The sequence below is a fragment of the Obesumbacterium proteus genome (assembly GCF_001586165.1).
Taxonomy (GTDB): Bacteria; Pseudomonadota; Gammaproteobacteria; order Enterobacterales; family Enterobacteriaceae; genus Hafnia; species Hafnia protea.
The window spans coordinates 3,630,496-3,647,716 of sequence record NZ_CP014608.1; the positions used below are offsets into that span (position 1 = coordinate 3,630,496).

Here is a 17,221-nt window from a genome sequence, read left to right on the forward strand (position 1 = left end):
GGCAAGGATAGTACCCTGTTTCATAAAGGGTTCGCCCTTTTCTTGCCCGACGTCTGAAGGATATCCGATGGAGCGACCAAACTCGCCGCTGACGGTTTTTAGCTCACGCCATAACGCACCAACCTCTGATGCGGATAATCACCAGCATCTGGCTCAGGGCCGCTTTCCGTTGTTCAATGAGCGTACCGAGCGCGACGCCTATTTTCAGCGGGTGGGCGATGTTTATACCCAACTGTTAGGCTCCGAGCCTGAAATCTCCCGCGAGCATTCTCTTTCACGCTACGACCGCTTAAGCATTGCGCTCACCGTGGCGCAGGTTTCGCAGGTAACACCACTCAGCGCCTTTTATGCCAAACAGCTGGCTCCGCTACATTGCCCACACAACACCCGCGAAAGTAATCAGCGTTTAGCCCAAATTACCGAGCACGCTCGGCTGCTGGCATGGGACCCCACGCGCAGTACGAAACAGACCTTACGCGCGCTGCGTGCGGTAAAACTGTCATACCCCGATATAGTGACACTGTCACAAATAATAGGCCTGGTGGTGCTACAGTCGCGCCTGATTGCGGGCACTGCCGCCCTTTCCGGCTGTTCGTTGCCGTCTGAACCAAGAATATTTCCCACCCTTGAATTGGCTCCGCTGACGGAAGCGACATCGGCGGCATGGCGCCCTTGGTTGCCGCTCGGCGCTGACGCCACGCTGGCACCGGTGGCAATATGCGGTGCACCGTCGGGGCTGGCCATTGTTTTAATGTTGATTAACATGCATGACGGTGAAGGGGTTGATACCAGTAGCGAGATTTTTAGCGACGGCTACAACTGTAGCGATCTGCTACGTCAACCGCTGCGCGAACTGGCCTTTTTAGTGAGCGCTAGGCTACTCGGCTGTCATCGCAGTAGCCAACATCACGCACGCCGTTTTTTACTGCTGAGTAAACATCGCCAACAGGCCGATGCGGTACTCGCCGATCCCGTGGCTGCACTTGCGCAATGCAGTCGCCGCGAACAGGCCATCATTCAGGCCAGCCTGACCCTCACGCAAACGCCCTGCTTATTCTCTCCTGAACACATTACATCTTTAACTCAGTCTGGGCTGTCAGCTGCAGAAATTCTTGAGCTTATCATTGCCCTAGCAACCGGCGCGTGGAGCCAACGGCTACTCGTTTCGCTGGGGGAATGAGCAGATTTACACCATTTGCCGATCATTTCATCCACAGTCGCATCATGGGCTTGCTCACAGGCACTGATTCGCGTAAAAATGTGAACCGCTCTTGAGGTCATTCACTTCATCCACCTGCCGGAATCTACGTTTCAATACTATGTTTCAGGATAACCCGCTGCTCGCGCAGCTAAAACAGCAACTGCACTCCCAGACTCCACGCGTTGAAGGCGTGGTTAAAGGGACCGACAAAGGTTTTGGCTTCTTGGAAGTTGACGCCCAGAAAAGCTATTTCATCCCGCCGCCATACATGAAAAAAGTCATGCATGGTGACCGCGTTCTGGCTGCTGTTCACACTGAGAAAGATCGTGAAGTCGTTGAGCCGGAAGAGCTGGTTGAGCCTTTCCTAACAAGATTCGTTGGCCGGGTACAGAAAAAAGACGGTGATAACCGCCTTTCCATTATCCCCGACCATCCATTGCTGAAAGATGCAATCCCATGCAGAGCTGACAACAACGTCACGCATGAGTTTAAGCAAGGCGATTGGGCCGTTGCCGAGATGAATCGGCACCCGCTGAAAGGCGACCGCACTTTCTTTGCCAATATCACCACGTTTATTACCGACGCGGATGATGATTTTGCGCCGTGGTGGGTCACTCTTTCCCGTCACGGACTAGACCGCACGGCACCAGAATGGTCCGGTAGCGAAATGCGTGAAGAAGGCTTAGAGCGTGAAGACCTCACCGCTATGCCATTCGTCACCATCGATAGCGCCAGCACCGAAGACATGGATGATGCGTTGTATGTGCAGGAGAATGAAGACGGTTCTCTGGCATTAACCATCGCCATTGCCGATCCAACGGCCTACGTGGAGCCAGGCTCCGAGCTGGATAAAATTGCTCGGGTGCGTGCTTTCACGACTTATTTGCCTGGTTTCAACATTCCGATGTTGCCACGCGATCTGTCTGACGATCTGTGCTCACTGCGCCCTAACGAACGTCGTCCAGCGTTGCTATGCCGCGTCACAATACAGAAAGACGGCGCTATTTCTGACGATATCCGCTTCTTTGCTGGCTGGATCGAATCCAAAGCCAAACTGGTTTACGACGAAGTTTCAGACTATCTGGAAGGCGTTGGCAGCTGGAAACCGGAAAATGCCCAAATCGAACAGCAGGTTCGCCTGTTGCATCGCTTAGCCGATTCTCGTTCTGATTGGCGTCAGCAGCACGCATTGGTATTTAAAGATCGCCCCGATTATCGCTTTGTTTTAGGCGAAAAAGGCAGCGTAGTTGATATCATTGCCGAACATCGCCGTGTAGCAAACCGTATCGTGGAAGAGTGCATGATCACCGCTAACGTTTGTGCCGCCATCGTGCTGCGCGACCGTTTAGGCTTCGGTGTTTATAACATCCACTCCGGTTTCGATCCGGCGCTGGTTGAACAGGCCGTGAGCATTCTGCAAGCCAACGATGTATCTGCCAATGCAGAAGCATTATTAACCTTGCAGGGCTTCTGCGAACTGCGTCGTCATTTGGATTCGTTGCCAACCACGTTCCTTGATAGCCGCGTGCGCCGTTTCCAGACCTTTGCTGAAATTAGCACCGAGCCTGGCCCGCACTTTGGTTTGGGCTTAGAAGCTTACGCAACATGGACTTCGCCTATCCGTAAATACGGTGACATGGTGAATCATCGTCTGCTGAAAGCGCTGATTGCAAATAAACCCGCCGAACGACCTGATGACGCGATTACCGTTCAGATGGCAGAACGCCGTCGCCTGAATCGTATGGCAGAACGCGACGTGGGTGATTGGTTATATGCACGCTTCCTGAAAGATAAAGCGGATCCAGCGATTCACTTTAATGCTGAAATCGTTGATATTTCGCGGGGCGGTATGCGCGTGCGTTTGGTTGATAACGGTGCGATGGCATTTATTCCATCCTCCTTTATTCACGCCGTGCGCGATGAACTGGTATGTAGCCAAGAAACGGGCTCCATTCAGATCAAAGGCGAAACCGTTTATCAGACGGGCGATGCCCTACAGGTTTATCTGGTTGAAGTGCGCCTAGAAACGCGCAGCATTATTGCCAAACCTGTCGCTTAATCTGAAACATTGAGGGGCATGGGGTTCTCGCCCCGTGCTCCTCAATTGTTTAAGCGCACTTCATTAGCTCAACAGACGTTTCTCACCGATAAAAATCAATCCCAATCTGGCGCAAACTCTGGGCTGACTAAACGCTCATTGCGTTCAAGTTCTGCAATCTGCTTCATTTCCGCATCGCTTAACACAACCTTCAACGCGTCTAAATTGCTCGCCAAATTCTCACGTTTGGTGGACGAAGGGATCACCGTGTAACCCTTTTGCAGCGACCACGCCAGAGCCACCTGTGCGGCGCTCACGCTATGCGTCTGCGCAATGTGGTTAATCACGGTATCGGTTAACACTTTGCCATAGGCTAGAGGCATATAGGCGGTCACCGGAATACCCTGAGACGCAGCAAACGCAGCCACTTTTTCATTTTGTAGGAACGGATGTATCTCAATTTGCTGGCTGGCAATATTCTGCGCACCTACGGCGTCGATGGCCTGCTTCATTTGTTCGATAGTAAAATTAGAAATCCCTATCGCTTTGGTTAAACCCATTTGCTGAGCCTGATACAACGCTTTCATGCTGTCAGCAATGGTTGGCGATGCATCACGCGTTGGCCAGTGGATCAGGGTTAAATCGACCTGCGCCAAACGCAGTTTTTTCAGGCTTTCTTGCAGGCTTTCAATCAGCTTTTCAGGCGCGAGATTTTCCAGCCAAATTTTCGTGGTGACAAACAGCTCATCACGCGGTACACCACTTTCTTCAATAGCTTGCCCAACCTCAGCTTCATTGCCGTAGATCTGTGCGGTATCGATATGACGATACCCCAGCTCCAACCCATTGCGCACAGAATCAATCACGACCTGCTCTTTCAAGCGAAACGTTCCCAGCCCCAGTTTTGGCATCATCATGTTGGTGTTGCTCATTTTATATCCTTTTGATTTTGTAAGATGACAGAGTGATGTTGGGCATAAGCGTTGCCCTGTTGCTGAGAGTGAGTATGTGGGGAAGTTTTTTTGTTTAAAATAGCGTTAATTGCAAATGTATTGTGATCAAAAATCACAAATGCCCAGACTAATCTTATTCCACCTTCAATTATTGACTCAAACGCAAAGGTGTTGTGATTCAGATCGCCTATTTTATGAAAATAAATAGTGTGATAATTGCCGCAGTCGCTAATTACATTATCGAATCACAACACGGCGCCACGCCCTATTCTGCGCCGCATGAGGAGCTTCATTATGAGTAAGATTTTCCTGATCAACGGTATGAAAGCGTTTGGCCATTCTAAAGGTCAACTGAATACCACGCTGCATGACGTCGCTAAAGAGACATTGGCTGCGATGGGCCACGAACTGCGTGAAACCACCATTGATAACGGCTACGAAATCGAACAAGAAATTCAAAACTATCTGTGGGCCGACGTGGTTATTTATCAGATGCCAGGCTGGTGGATGGGCGAGCCATGGATCGTTAAAAAATATATCGACGAAGTCTTCACCGAAGGTCATGGCCGCCTGTACGCAAGCGATGGTCGTACCCGTTCAGACGCGAGCAAAAAATACGGTTCTGGCGGCTTGATTCAGGGTAAACAGCACATGCTATCTCTGACTTGGAATGCGCCACAGGAAGCATTCGACGATCCAGACCAGTTCTTCCACGGTCAGGGCGTTGATGGTCTGTACATGCATTTCCATAAAGCCAACGAATTCTTGGGTATGACTCGTCTGCCAACGTTCCTGTGCACCGACGTGATCAAGAATCCAAATGTGGAGCACAACATTGCATGCTACCGCGACCATTTGGCAACCGTGTTTGCTAACAAATAAGAGATTGCGATGATTACTGTTATTGCCGAAATCAAAGTTCGTGCGGGACACTTAGACGCTATCGTTAAGCGCTTTCAGGCTTTGCAGGCAGAAGTGCTGGCGGAGGAAGGTTGCTATCAGTACACGCCGCTTACGGATACCCTGCCCGCTATCGAGCGTCAGAGTTTAGCCGCTGACACGCTTTTCATGGTTGAACGTTGGGAATCTCACGCGCATTTGGATGCCCATCTTAAAACGGTACACATGGTTCGCCACCATGAAGAAACGCAGGATCAGGTAGAATCCGTTACCCTGCGCATCTTGACCGATCATTCTGTTTGCTAACAGTTTTTATTGCCACTGTGTCTGTTTGTTTAGCCGCTGATATTTCAGCGGCTTTTTTATGCCGTTAACCGCTTAGCCTTTAGCTTTCAACGCGGTCAGCTCGGCGATACGCATAATCACTGATGCCGCTTTTTCCATGCCTTCTAAGGTAATGAATTCATGTTTGCCGTGGAAATTATAGCCTCCGGTAAACAGATTCGGGCAAGGCAGACCACGGAATGAAAGCTGCGCGCCATCTGTACCACCGCGAATCGGACACATGATCGGCTCAATGCCCACGTCGTGCATCGCCTGCTGCGCCAATTCAATGATATGTGGGTGTTTTGCCACTTCATCACGCATGTTGTAGTAACTGTCATCTAGCGTCACTTCGATATAGCAGTCACGGTGCAAACCTTTACCCACTTTCTTGGCGATATCCATGATGTTTTTCTTGCGGGCTTCGAAGCCTTCACGGCTGAAATCACGCACGATGTAATGCATTTCTGCTTTCTCAACCGTGCCTTTCATCGATGCAAGATGATAGAAACCTTCATAGCCTTCGGTGTGTTCAGGCGTTTGCTCTGGCGGTAATTCATTGTGAATGCGCGCCGCGAGAGACAGCGCGTTAACCATTACGCCTTTCGCCGTGCCTGGATGCACGTTATTGCCTACGATCTTAATCGTTACCGATGCCGCATTGAAGTTTTCACATTCCAACTCGCCCACGCCACCGCCATCGACGGTATAGGCCCATTCCGCGTCAAAGGCTTCAACGTCAAAGAATTGAGCGCCCTTGCCAACTTCTTCATCAGGCGTGAACGCAATACGAATATCGCCATGCGGAATGTTGTTATGTTTGAGACGCAGCATAGCGGTCACAATTTCGGCGATACCTGCTTTATCGTCGGCACCCAACAGGGTTTTACCGTCGGTAGTAATCAGCGTTTGGCCTAACAGCTGATGTAAGACGGGGAACATCACCGGTGAGAGAACCTCATCACCAATACCTAAAGCGATATCTCCACCGCGATAGTTTTCAACGATCTGCGGATTGACATTTTTACCGCTGGCGTCGGGTGCGGTATCCAAATGCGAGATGAAACCGATTGTCGGCGCTTTCCAACTGACATTAGACGGCAAGGTTGCCATCACACAGCCATGATCGCTTAATGTGACCTGCTCGAAACCGAGCTCAACTAATTCCGCCTGTAGCGCCCGCGCCAACTTCATCTGGCCATCTGTGCTGGGAACCTGACGTACACCTGCTTTGGACTGTGTGTCGAAAGAAACATAATTAAAAAAGCGATCGAGTAAGTTATTCATAAAAGTGTCTCGCAATGATTCGTTATTCGTAGCAGTCCACATCATCCCCATAATCGATGGTTAAGAATGAAGGACAAGTGCCGCATTAGATAAACAACCCTAAAATTTTATGTCGGGTTTAAAAAATCGACTAATGGGCTAGCCTGACAACGTCAAGTGGGGGCTTTGCAAGGGTATCTCTTCATAATCATGTGATCTGACTCTTACTATGAAAAATCCCCTATGCCCTCGCCATAGGTTTTACATTATGCGTAGGGCACAAAACGGAAATATTGCGTCAGGTCATTTTTAGCTAAAGTTAAAGAAAGTAAGGAAAGTAATACCGGATAAAAATAGCCGTTTCACAGGATTTCTGCCCCATTTAGGGTAAATTAGTGCATCATGGTGAGTCTAAGGCGGGAAAATCAGGTTTTCTTGGCTGGCTGGCTTTTAATTAAGTTTCACACAGTCTATTATTCGCGCCTTAATTTTTGAGTGGCGCCGCTGGTTTTGAGCTACCTGACTCATTGATTTACTTTGAGTCTTCTGCTCCTACAGTCCTTTTTTTTCAGCGGCGGTTCTATCTGCAACACGTAACGGGATAGAGTAGCAAATAAATGACTGAGATATCTTCTCTGGGTTCCAACGCAGCATTACAGCCTGTTGTTCGTTTGACAGGTATCCGTAAGTCTTTTGATGATAAAGACATCATCACCGATCTTGACCTTACGATTAATCATGGCGAGTTCTTAACCATTCTCGGCCCCTCTGGCTGCGGGAAAACCACCGTTTTGCGTCTTATTGCCGGTTTGGAAGACGTTGATGATGGCCGTGTGATTTTGGACGGTGATGATATTACTCACGTCCCTGCTGAGAATCGTTGCGTTAATACGGTATTCCAAAGCTACGCGCTGTTTCCGCACATGACCGTGCTAGATAACGTCGCCTTTGGCTTGCGCATGCAGAAGCGACCAGAGGCCGAAATTATTCCTCGCGCCCATGAAGCGCTGCGTATGGTGCAGTTAGAGGAGTTCGCTCAGCGTCGGCCGCATCAGCTTTCTGGCGGGCAACAACAGCGCGTGGCCATTGCGCGTGCGGTGGTGAATAAACCCAAGGTTCTGTTGCTGGATGAATCGCTGTCTGCACTGGATTATAAGCTGCGCAAACAGATGCAAAATGAGCTCAAGGCCTTGCAGCGTAAGCTGGGCATTACCTTTATTTTCGTCACCCACGACCAAGAAGAAGCGCTGACCATGTCAGACCGCATCGTGGTGATGCGTGATGGCAAGATTGAGCAAGACGGCACGCCGCGCGAAATCTACGAAGAACCTAAGAACCTGTTTGTCGCCAGCTTCATTGGCGAGATCAATATTTTTGACGCCGAGGTTCTGCATCGCGTGGACGAACATCGTGTTCGTGCCAACGTCGAAGGCCGCGAGTGCAATATTTACGTCAATGCTGAAATGGACGTGCGACCGGGCGATAAGCTGAACGTGCTGCTGCGCCCTGAAGATGTGCGAGTCGAAGAGATCCACGACGCCGGACAGGTCGATGGCATCATCGGATACGTGCGCGAGCGTAACTATAAAGGCATGACGCTGGAATCTACCGTTGAGTTAGAGAACGGCAAGATGGTGCTGGTGAGCGAATTCTTTAACGAAGACGATCCCGACGTCGATCATTCGTTAGATCAGAAAATGGCCGTGACTTGGGTCGAAAGCTGGGAGGTGGTGCTGGCTAATGAAGAAGTCGCGTAAGTATTTTCAAAACGTGGTGATCACAACCGTGGTCGCCTGGTTGGTGCTGTTTGTCTTTATGCCGAATCTGATGATTATCGGCACCAGCTTCCTGACACGTGATGACACCCATCTGGTAAAGATGGTGTTTTCTTTCGATAACTACACTCGCTTATTTGATCCATTGTATGCCGAAGTGCTTCTGCACTCGCTGAATATGGCGATTATCGCCACGCTGTGTTGTTTGGTGATCGGGTATCCTTTTGCCTTTATTCTGGCGCGGCTACCGGAAAAAGTTCGCCCTCTTCTGCTGTTTTTACTGATTGTGCCTTTCTGGACCAACTCACTGATCCGTATTTACGGCCTGAAAATATTCCTCAGCACCCGAGGCTATTTAAACGAGGCTCTGCTGTGGATTGGGATTATCGATAAGCCGCTGCGCATCATGTATACGCCCGAAGCCGTGATCCTTGGGCTGATCTATATTCTGCTACCGTTCATGGTGATGCCGCTGTATTCCAGCATCGAAATGCTGGATAAATCGGTATTAGAGGCCGCACGCGATTTAGGGGCCAATAAATTCCAGACGTTTATACGGATTATTATTCCTCTCACCATGCCCGGTATTGTTGCGGGCTCGTTGCTGGTCATGCTGCCGTCTCTGGGGCTGTTTTACGTGTCCGACCTACTGGGCGGCGCGAAGAACCTGCTGATTGGCAACGTGATTAAAAGCCAGTTCCTGAATATCCGTGACTGGCCATTCGGCGCGGCCACCAGCATCTGTTTGACGCTGGTCATGGGGATCTTGCTGTATATCTATTACCGCGTTGGGAAACTGATGAATAAAAAGGTGGAACTGGAATGATCGGACGCCTGCTGCGCGGTGGATTTATGTCCATCGTCTACGCCTATTTATATATCCCTATTATTATTCTGATCGCCAACTCGTTTAATAGTTCGCGTTTTGGTATCAATTGGAAAGGCTTCACCTTTGATTGGTACAGCACGTTGATGAACAATGACAGCCTGCTGCAAGCGGCTGGGCATTCCATCACCATGGCTGTCCTTTCTGCCACCTTCGCCACGCTGATTGGTTCGTTAACGGCGGTGGCGCTTTTCCGTTACCGATTCCGCGGCAAACCTTTCGTGAGCGGTATGCTTTTTGTGGTGATGATGTCGCCCGATATCGTGATGGCCATTTCACTGTTAGTCCTGTTTATGCTGCTGGGCGTTTCATTGGGCTTTTGGTCGTTGCTGTTTTCACACATCACCTTCTGCTTGCCCTTTGTGGTTGTCACCGTGTATTCGCGCTTAAAAGGTTTCGACGTGCGAATGCTTGAAGCGGCGAAAGATTTGGGCGCGGGTGAAGTGACGATTCTGCGGAAAATTCTCCTACCGTTGGCGATGCCTGCGGTGGCGGCGGGTTGGCTGCTGAGCTTTACCCTATCCATGGATGACGTGGTGGTTTCATCATTCGTCACCGGCCCAAGCTATGAAATTTTGCCGCTGAAAATCTACTCGATGGTGAAAGTGGGTGTGTCACCCGAGGTGAACGCGTTGGCCACCATACTGTTGGTTCTTTCATTGGTATTGGTTCTGGGCAGCCAGCTTATTTTGCGTGATAGAACAGCAAATAAGTAGCGGGATACGTTAAATCTGCTATGACAAAGGCGCTGGAAAGCGCAACGCTGATCGTTTACGAGATCGAGATACACGGGTCTACCACACCGCGGGGCGCTCCGGCGGCTTACGCCGCTACGACCCCATCGGTGTGCTCCCCCTAAAATCAAACTAAAGAGATCAACATAACGCCTAAAGCGCCTTTGTCATGTTCATACCTTCATCAATTAGAACTTCACCGAACCCTGCAAGAACAGCGTGCGCGGTTCTCCAACGTAAATTCCTTTATTGTTGTCATCGTAGGCGCGGGTGAAATACTGATGATCCAACAGGTTACGCACGCCCATACCGAGATTTAAATTCGCCATATCGGGCCCGAATTGGTAATCGGCACGTAATCCCCAAATCATATAACCCGGAATGCGTCCGGTGCTGCCGTCTGCGCTGGCTTTTTGCGTATTGGCATTATCGGCAAACTGACTCGACTGGAATTGCCCGTTCACATTAAACGCCCAATCCCCTGGGCGATAATCCAACCCGATCATGCCTTTATGCTTTGGCGAGAACGGAACCTGATTCCCTTGGTTGTCACCGTCTTCACGGATCACCGCGTTAACATACGCATAATTAGCAGAAACGCTGACATCTTGCAGCGCAGGAGCAAGCTCGCTGAGATCATAACGCGCGCTGGTTTCTGCGCCGGTATGACGCGTTTTGCCACGTGCCGTTACGCTGTCTGTTGCTTGGTTTGAGTCATACTGATTGTTGAAATTAATCAGGAAGACACCCAATTCAGCCTTGAGCGCGTCACCATCGTAGCGGGTACCTAATTCCCACGTGCGGGCTTTTTCTGGCTCAATGTTGCCGCTGGAAATGGCTTTGCCCATCTGGCTATATTGCACGGTGCCAAAAGATCCCTCGGTGTTTGCGTAAAGATTCCACTCATCCGTGAGGTGATACATCACGTTTAACGCCGGTAGCGGTGCGTTATAGCTTACTTCTTGCTTATCACCTTTGATCTGATTCTTTTGATACGAGCTGACATGCTCGTAGCGAATGCCCGGCGTGATGGTCCAGTCACCGATATCAACACGATCGTCGAGATACACGGCATGCGCCTGTGTGCCTGACTGCGTATCACGGTCGTAAGGGCTGTTAGTGCTTGGTAATATGCCAGATTTCGTAGCGGTGTAATAACGTAGCTCATGGGTGGACTCGCTAACGTAGCGATAGCCAACCCCAACCTCATGGGCTGAAGATCCCAGCATAAAGCTTTGGCTATAACGTGGTTCAACGCCTCTGACCCAATACTCACGCGGCGAAAGCGTCAGCTTTTTGCCCTGTTCCAAATAACCACTGCGCAGCGTGTAGGTATAAAACGTCTGTACGTTGAATTTATGCTGTTGATCGGGCTGATATTCATAGCCTAGGCTGACAAGGTCACGGCGTCCCCAGAATGAATCGTAAAGGCGCGTTGATTGGTAGGGATCGCGATCGTACTGCGCTTGCGTTAAACCACCGGGCATCTCCGCCCGACCTTCATAATGCTGTAGCAGGCTGGTAAATTTATGCTCTTCATTGGGCGCGTATTGCGTTTTGAGCATCACGTCGTCAATTTTGGTGTAGCTGTGTTCGCGCCAATCGCTGCCTCGGGTGCCGGAATACAGCAACGCCGCGCCGAGGCCGTTATCCGCGGTTCCGCCAATCATCAGATTGCCGGTGCCTTTGGGGTGATCCTGCGTCGACGTTGGCGTTAAATTACCCTGCATCCCCGCTTCCACGCCAAAGGTCTTCGGAATAGCACGCGTGACAAAGTTCACTACGCCACCCACCGACTGCGGTCCATAGCGCACAGCCCCACCGCCGCGTACGACATCAATGGCATCCATATTACCCAATGAAACCGGCGCTAATGAGAGCTGCGGCTGGCCATAGGGAGCAAACGGCACCGGAATGCCATCCATCAATACCGTTGAACGACTCGCCAAACGTGGATTTAAGCCGCGAATACCAAAGTTCAGCGCTAAATCATGGCTACCGGTACCGTTGTTTTCCGGTGCGACCACGCCTGGGATCTGGTTTAGTACATCGCGCATACGCGTTGCACCGGTGGTGGCAAACTGTTCGCGATAGATCACATCGCGAGCGCCAGCGTGTTCAAAGACATCATTTTCACGCGCTTGCCCAAGCCAATCGCCCACTACGGTTAATGTCTCTTCACCCTGCGGCTGAGGCGATGGTTCAATCGCAAAGCTATTATTCCCTAACGCGTGCGCCACCAGCCCACTGCCCTGCAACAGCGTATTGAGCCCCTGCTGAGCGGGTACCTTTTTAGGCACGGCGGATACGGTTTTGCCTGCCGTAATCTCTGCATTCATCACCAAAGAAATGCCGGCTTCACGCGCGAACTGATTAAGCCCTTCATCCAATGAAATAGCGGAAGCCTGCAAGCTGGGCGAATTGGCCGCTAATGCATGAGGTGCCTGAAGCAGCGCCATGCAGACTAATGCCCGCTGCATAGCCTGCGCCAACGGAGAGATCTTGCCTGATGAGAGATAAAAAGAGGCGTTTCCTGCCTGAAATAACATAACAAACTCCTGAATCATCATTGAATATGCCTAACGGCATTTGTTGTATTTACTCAGGGGTCGTTTGGGACGAGGTAAAAGTACAATTAAGAATGAAAATATTTCTCATTTGTTTTATTTCAGGCTTAACGCAGGGAAACACGTGCCCAATAACGGCTGACGTATCGCACTTTTATCGGTAAAACACGTGCGATCAACGTGATGGCATGAGGAATATTATCGAGAGGGAAAGTACCGCTAACGCGCAAATTGGCAGCGTCCGCTGCGCAGGACAAGTACCCAGACTGATAGCGCGATAGTTCATCAATCAGCTGAGAAAGCGGCCAATGACTAACGCTTAATAAGGCTTGTTCCCAGCTTGCTGCCGCCAGAGGAAGCTCTTCGGCAACTGAAATCGTTTTCGCATCGAAGCGGCGCTGCTGACCGGCTTCCACAATGGCCTGCATACCGGTTTTTTGCGTCACGATCTCAACCGCATGCTCTTGAACGCTGAGCTGCGTGTAGCCTTCGGTATACCGTACCTGAAAATACGTACCTAAGGCGCGCAGGCTGCCGTCTGACGTTTTAACATAGAACGGACGCGCTGGGATGGCTTCGTCTTTAGCCGTTCTGATCGATATTTCGCCCCGATACAGCGTGACTAAACGGCGCTGGGCATCAAAATCGACGTCAACGGCAGAATCAGTATTCAGCACCAGCTGAGAGCCATCGTCTAAGGTAAAACGAGAAAGTTGCCCTGCCGAGGTACGATACTCAGCCACCAACGCTTGCCCGGTTTGGCTACGCACGCCCTGCCAGCCAGCAAATCCCACGCCTAAGGTTAGCAGCGTCATTTTGAGTAGCTGTCTGCGGGTGCGATCTTTAAGATCCTGCGACTGATTGAGCGCATGAAAACCCGCATGAACCGGTAACTGTCCCATCTGTTCACAGATTCGGCTCACCTGCGACCACGCCCAACTGTGGGTTGGGCTGGCATCATGCCAAAACTGCCATTCAGCCTTTGCCGTTAGATCGTATTTATCTTGTAAACGGACATACCATTCAGAGGCTTGCGACAGTGCATGGCGCTGTTGCGGGTCAATCGTAGGTGAACTCATGCTACGCAGTCTCATGGGCTAGGCGGTACAACAGGCAATGCTCCATCGCTTTTGCCATGTACTTTTTGACTGAGCTCAGTGAAACCCCCAGTCGCAGTGCGATATCGCGATATTCAAGCCCTTCCAACTGCGCCAGCAGAAATGCCTGTTTGGCTCTGCTACCTAAGCCATCGAGCATAGCATCCACTTCCTGCAACGTTTCCAGCACCGCGAGTCGCTCGTCTTCACCGGGCATCTCCTGCTCTGGCAGTTGTGCCAACGCGTCTAAATAGGCGCGTTCTAACGTTTTGCGGCGGATAAAATCCACCATCACGCGCTTGGCTATGGTGGCCAAAAACTCACGCGGGCGCTGAATTGGCTCACGGTTGGAGCTGCGCAGAATGCGCATAAACGTGTCCTGCGCTAAGTCTTCAGCATCTAAACGACAGTTCAAGCGAAAGCCTAACCAATTTCGCAGCCACGCGTGATGCTGTTGATAAAGATCGTTCAGAGCCGAATGATGGGCGTTAGAGGTCGTCAGCATAGCCATTTACTTATGTTATCCAGTGCGCGAACTCTAAATGATAATTATTATCAACACAACATTTTTGCACACTTCTGCTAGCTTTATAACAAGCGCTATCCATATAAATCGCCTATTTATACAGCGATTACTATACAAAACTGTTTTAGCTCAAAGCATTGTCGTTAACGCCGGGGCAAATGTGATCCACATCGCAATTTGTCATATAATTCATCCAGGATTTCTTTCGATAAAACGACAGCATGCCGTGACGGAACACAGCAAATGCTTGATGTTAACGGGGCTAACATGGCGTCTTCTAAAAAAATCGGGCTCATTGCCTGTACCGGTATCGTCGCGGGAAACATGATGGGGAGTGGTATCGCGCTCCTGCCTGCGAACCTCGCCAAAATTGGTTCTATTGCACTCTTCGGCTGGCTCATTACTTTAATCGGCGCCATGTCTTTGGCGTATGTCTTTGCACGTTTGACGACTCGCGATCCGCAGGTCGGTGGGCCAATCGCCTATGCAGGCCGGTTAGGCCCTGCGTTCGGTTTTCAAACTGCCGTTCTTTACTACCACGCAAACTGGATTGGTAACCTTGCCGACTGTTTGGCCGGTGTGGCTTATCTTTCGGTCTTTTTCCCTGCGCTCAATCACCCTATTCCCGCGGGTATCGCGAGCATTGTGATCATCTGGATCATGGCGCTGGTGAATATGATGGGCGGTAACTGGGTCAGTCGCTTAACCACGCTGGGATTAATTCTGGTTCTGGTGCCCGTGATTGGTACCGCCGTTGCTGGCTGGCATTGGTTTGATCCTGCGCTTTATCAAGCGAACTGGAATACCTCAACCCAAACCGATGGCAAAGCCGTTATGCACAGCATTTTAATTTGTCTGTGGGCGTTCGTCGGCGTGGAGTCAGCGGCAGTCAGCTCGGGGTTAGTTAAAAACCCGCAGCGTACCGTGCCTATCGCCACCATGCTGGGCACCGCGCTGGCGGGTATCGTCTATATCTTGGCTACACAGGTGATGAGCGGCATGTTCCCTGCCGACGTGATGGCAAAAACCGGCGCACCGTTCGCCGCCAGTACCTCATTGATGGTCGGCAGCTGGGCGGCACCGGTGGTATCTGCCTTTACTGCGTTTGCTTGCCTCGCGGCGTTAGGCTCTTGGATGATGCTAGTAGGTCAGGCTGGGGTTCGCGCCGCTCGCGATGGCAACTTCCCTAAAATTTACGGCGAGGTTGATAGCCACGGTGTACCGCGTAAAGGGATTATTTTGTCGGCCATCAAAATGACATTACTGATGGCGTTCATGACCTTTATGAGCTCGAAAGGCAGTAACTCCTCCGATATTTTTGGTGAACTCATCGGGATCGCGGTTTTACTCACCATGCTGCCGTATTTCCACTCCTGCGTGGCGTTGATTCGTATGGAAGGCGCTTCGCTGAGAAATATCGTGAGCGTGATGGCGGCAACGTTAGGCTGTATCTTCTGCTTTATTGCTTTATCCGGAGCAGAAAACATCAAGCTAACCGCCACCTTCATCATTAGCTTAAGCATTTTAATGTTCTATGCCCGCAAACAGGGGGAACATGAAAAAGCCTATGCGGTTCAACTCAAGAAAAATCCACCGCCTGACGATCGCTTAGGATAAGCATTAACGTCGTTCACTTAGCTGCGCCGCTATTATTTTTATTAGCGGCGCAAATGTCTTTTCTCCTCCTATTGCCCCATCCGCTTTACCCCTACTCCCACGGCTCCTATAATGACCGCCCTGATGGCGCGACTCCCATAAAAACGTTCTGTTCTTGTTGAAGTGTTCCATTCAGGATTCATAGAGATTTTCTCTTTATTTCGACCTTCACTATAGGGATACGCTGAATGAAAAAGTGGTCACCTCTGGTAGCCGCAGGTTTGTTGGCTTTGGGAGTAAATGCCGCAATCGCTGCCGATGCGCCGAAAACGGAAAATGACAATAACACTGTCTATTTCTACAACTGGACTGAATATGTGCCGCCGGGACTGCTGGAGCAGTTCACCAAGGAAACCGGCATTAAGGTGATCTATTCCACCTACGAGTCCAACGAAACTATGTATGCCAAGCTGAAGACGTATAAAAGCGGCGCATATGACTTAGTCGTACCTTCCACTTACTTTGTTTCCAAAATGAGTAAAGAAGGTATGCTGCAAAAGATCGATAAATCTAAGCTGACCAATTTCCATAACTTAGATCCAAACCTGCTGCACAAACCTTTCGATCCGGACAATGATTATTCCATTCCATATATCTGGGGTGCGACGGCCATCGGCGTTAATTCCGATGCCATTGATCCAAAAAGCGTGACCAGCTGGGCCGATCTGTGGAAGCCAGAATATAAAGGCAGCCTGCTGTTGACCGATGACGCACGCGAAGTTTTCCAGATGGCATTGTTGAAGCTTGGGTATTCAGGCAACACCACCGATCCCAAACAGATTGAAGCCGCTTATGAAGAGCTGAAAAAGCTGATGCCAAACGTACTGGCCTTCAACTCAGATAACCCAGCCAACCCGTATATGGAAGGCGAAGTGAATCTGGGCATGGTTTGGAACGGTTCAGCGTTTGTCGCGCGCGAAGCTGGAACACCGCTGGAGGTCATTTGGCCGAAAGAAGGTGGGATTTTCTGGATGGACAGCCTGTCGATTCCGGCAAATGCGAAAAACCCAGAGGGTGCGATGAAGCTAATTAACTTCCTGCTCCGCCCGGAAATCGCGGTACAGGTGGCGAAAACCATCGGTTATCCAACGCCGAACTTAGCGGCTCAGAAGATGTTGCCTAAATCAATTTCTGGCGATAAATCACTGTATCCTGACGCAGAAACCATCGCCCATGGCGAATGGCAAAATGACGTGGGCAGCGCCAGTGAAATTTACGAAAATTACTTCCAGAAGCTGAAAGCAGGCCGTTAATCTCTCTCTTTCCCGGCCTCCCTGTGTGGAAGCCGGGAATTATCA

At 50.5% G+C, this 17,221-nt stretch carries 14 protein-coding genes; 9 read left to right on the top strand and 5 right to left on the bottom strand.

Annotation, left to right across the window (positions count from 1 at the left end):
• Positions 1–67: 67 nt before the first annotated feature.
• Both DSM2777_RS17220 and DSM2777_RS17225 read left to right on the top strand, forming a co-directional pair.
• The gene (locus DSM2777_RS17220) at positions 68–1,180 is read left to right on the top strand and encodes a hypothetical protein (RefSeq protein ID WP_061554665.1); all 1,113 of its coding nucleotides are present in this window, start codon (positions 68–70) and stop codon (positions 1,178–1,180) included.
• Between the two features lie 139 nt (positions 1,181–1,319).
• Entirely contained in the window at positions 1,320–3,260 is a 1,941-nt protein-coding gene (locus tag DSM2777_RS17225) for an exoribonuclease II (protein WP_061554666.1), read from the top strand.
• Positions 3,261–3,355: 95 nt separating this feature from the next.
• Here the strand turns inward: DSM2777_RS17225 and dkgB are convergent, their stop codons facing one another.
• A complete protein-coding gene (dkgB, locus tag DSM2777_RS17230; RefSeq protein ID WP_061555425.1) occupies positions 3,356–4,156 on the bottom strand; it encodes a 2,5-didehydrogluconate reductase DkgB in 801 nt (266 codons plus the stop codon).
• A 330-nt stretch (positions 4,157–4,486) separates the two neighbouring features.
• Between dkgB and DSM2777_RS17235 the strand changes: the two genes are divergently transcribed.
• Entirely contained in the window at positions 4,487–5,074 is a 588-nt protein-coding gene (locus tag DSM2777_RS17235; RefSeq protein ID WP_046459603.1) for an NAD(P)H-dependent oxidoreductase, read from the top strand.
• A 9-nt stretch (positions 5,075–5,083) separates the two neighbouring features.
• Positions 5,084–5,398 (top strand): putative quinol monooxygenase, encoded by a 315-nt coding sequence (locus DSM2777_RS17240; protein WP_025801206.1) that lies wholly within the window; start codon positions 5,084–5,086, stop codon positions 5,396–5,398.
• A gap of 72 nt (positions 5,399–5,470) precedes the next feature.
• Here the strand turns inward: DSM2777_RS17240 and pepT are convergent, their stop codons facing one another.
• Positions 5,471–6,703 (bottom strand): peptidase T, encoded by a 1,233-nt coding sequence (gene pepT, locus DSM2777_RS17245; RefSeq protein WP_061554667.1) that lies wholly within the window; start codon positions 6,701–6,703, stop codon positions 5,471–5,473.
• A gap of 596 nt (positions 6,704–7,299) precedes the next feature.
• On the opposite strand from pepT, the gene potA reads away from it, so the two are divergent.
• Genes potA through potC form a run of 3 tightly spaced genes read left to right on the top strand, consistent with a single transcriptional unit; the run spans position 7,300 to position 10,059 of the window.
• The gene (gene potA / locus DSM2777_RS17250) at positions 7,300–8,439 is read left to right on the top strand and encodes a spermidine/putrescine ABC transporter ATP-binding protein PotA (RefSeq protein ID WP_061554668.1); all 1,140 of its coding nucleotides are present in this window, start codon (positions 7,300–7,302) and stop codon (positions 8,437–8,439) included.
• On the top strand, positions 8,423–9,283 hold the full coding sequence (gene potB / locus DSM2777_RS17255) for a spermidine/putrescine ABC transporter permease PotB (RefSeq protein WP_061554669.1): 861 nt from the start codon (positions 8,423–8,425) through the stop codon (positions 9,281–9,283). The genes potA and potB overlap by 17 nt, the downstream gene beginning before the upstream one ends.
• Positions 9,280–10,059: a spermidine/putrescine ABC transporter permease PotC gene (gene potC, locus DSM2777_RS17260; RefSeq protein ID WP_061554670.1), complete on the top strand. Its 780-nt coding sequence runs from the start codon at positions 9,280–9,282 to the stop codon at positions 10,057–10,059. Before potB ends, potC begins: the two co-directional genes overlap by 4 nt.
• A gap of 206 nt (positions 10,060–10,265) precedes the next feature.
• On the opposite strand, the gene fecA is transcribed toward potC, so the two are convergent.
• From fecA to DSM2777_RS17275, 3 genes are all read right to left on the bottom strand, one after another.
• A complete protein-coding gene (fecA, locus tag DSM2777_RS17265) occupies positions 10,266–12,626 on the bottom strand; it encodes a TonB-dependent Fe(3+) dicitrate receptor FecA (protein WP_061554671.1) in 2,361 nt (786 codons plus the stop codon).
• A 125-nt stretch (positions 12,627–12,751) separates the two neighbouring features.
• On the bottom strand, positions 12,752–13,723 hold the full coding sequence (locus tag DSM2777_RS17270; RefSeq protein ID WP_061554672.1) for a FecR domain-containing protein: 972 nt from the start codon (positions 13,721–13,723) through the stop codon (positions 12,752–12,754).
• A 1-nt stretch (position 13,724) separates the two neighbouring features.
• On the bottom strand, positions 13,725–14,246 hold the full coding sequence (locus tag DSM2777_RS17275; protein ID WP_418009422.1) for a sigma-70 family RNA polymerase sigma factor: 522 nt from the start codon (positions 14,244–14,246) through the stop codon (positions 13,725–13,727).
• A 288-nt stretch (positions 14,247–14,534) separates the two neighbouring features.
• Between DSM2777_RS17275 and cadB the strand changes: the two genes are divergently transcribed.
• Both cadB and potD read left to right on the top strand, forming a co-directional pair.
• On the top strand, positions 14,535–15,884 hold the full coding sequence (cadB, locus tag DSM2777_RS17280) for a cadaverine/lysine antiporter (protein WP_061555426.1): 1,350 nt from the start codon (positions 14,535–14,537) through the stop codon (positions 15,882–15,884).
• Positions 15,885–16,111: 227 nt separating this feature from the next.
• Positions 16,112–17,176 carry a spermidine/putrescine ABC transporter substrate-binding protein PotD gene (gene potD, locus DSM2777_RS17285; RefSeq protein ID WP_061554674.1) on the top strand — a complete coding sequence of 355 codons (1,065 nt, stop codon included), beginning with the start codon at positions 16,112–16,114 and terminating at the stop codon, positions 17,174–17,176.
• Positions 17,177–17,221 lie beyond the last annotated feature (45 nt).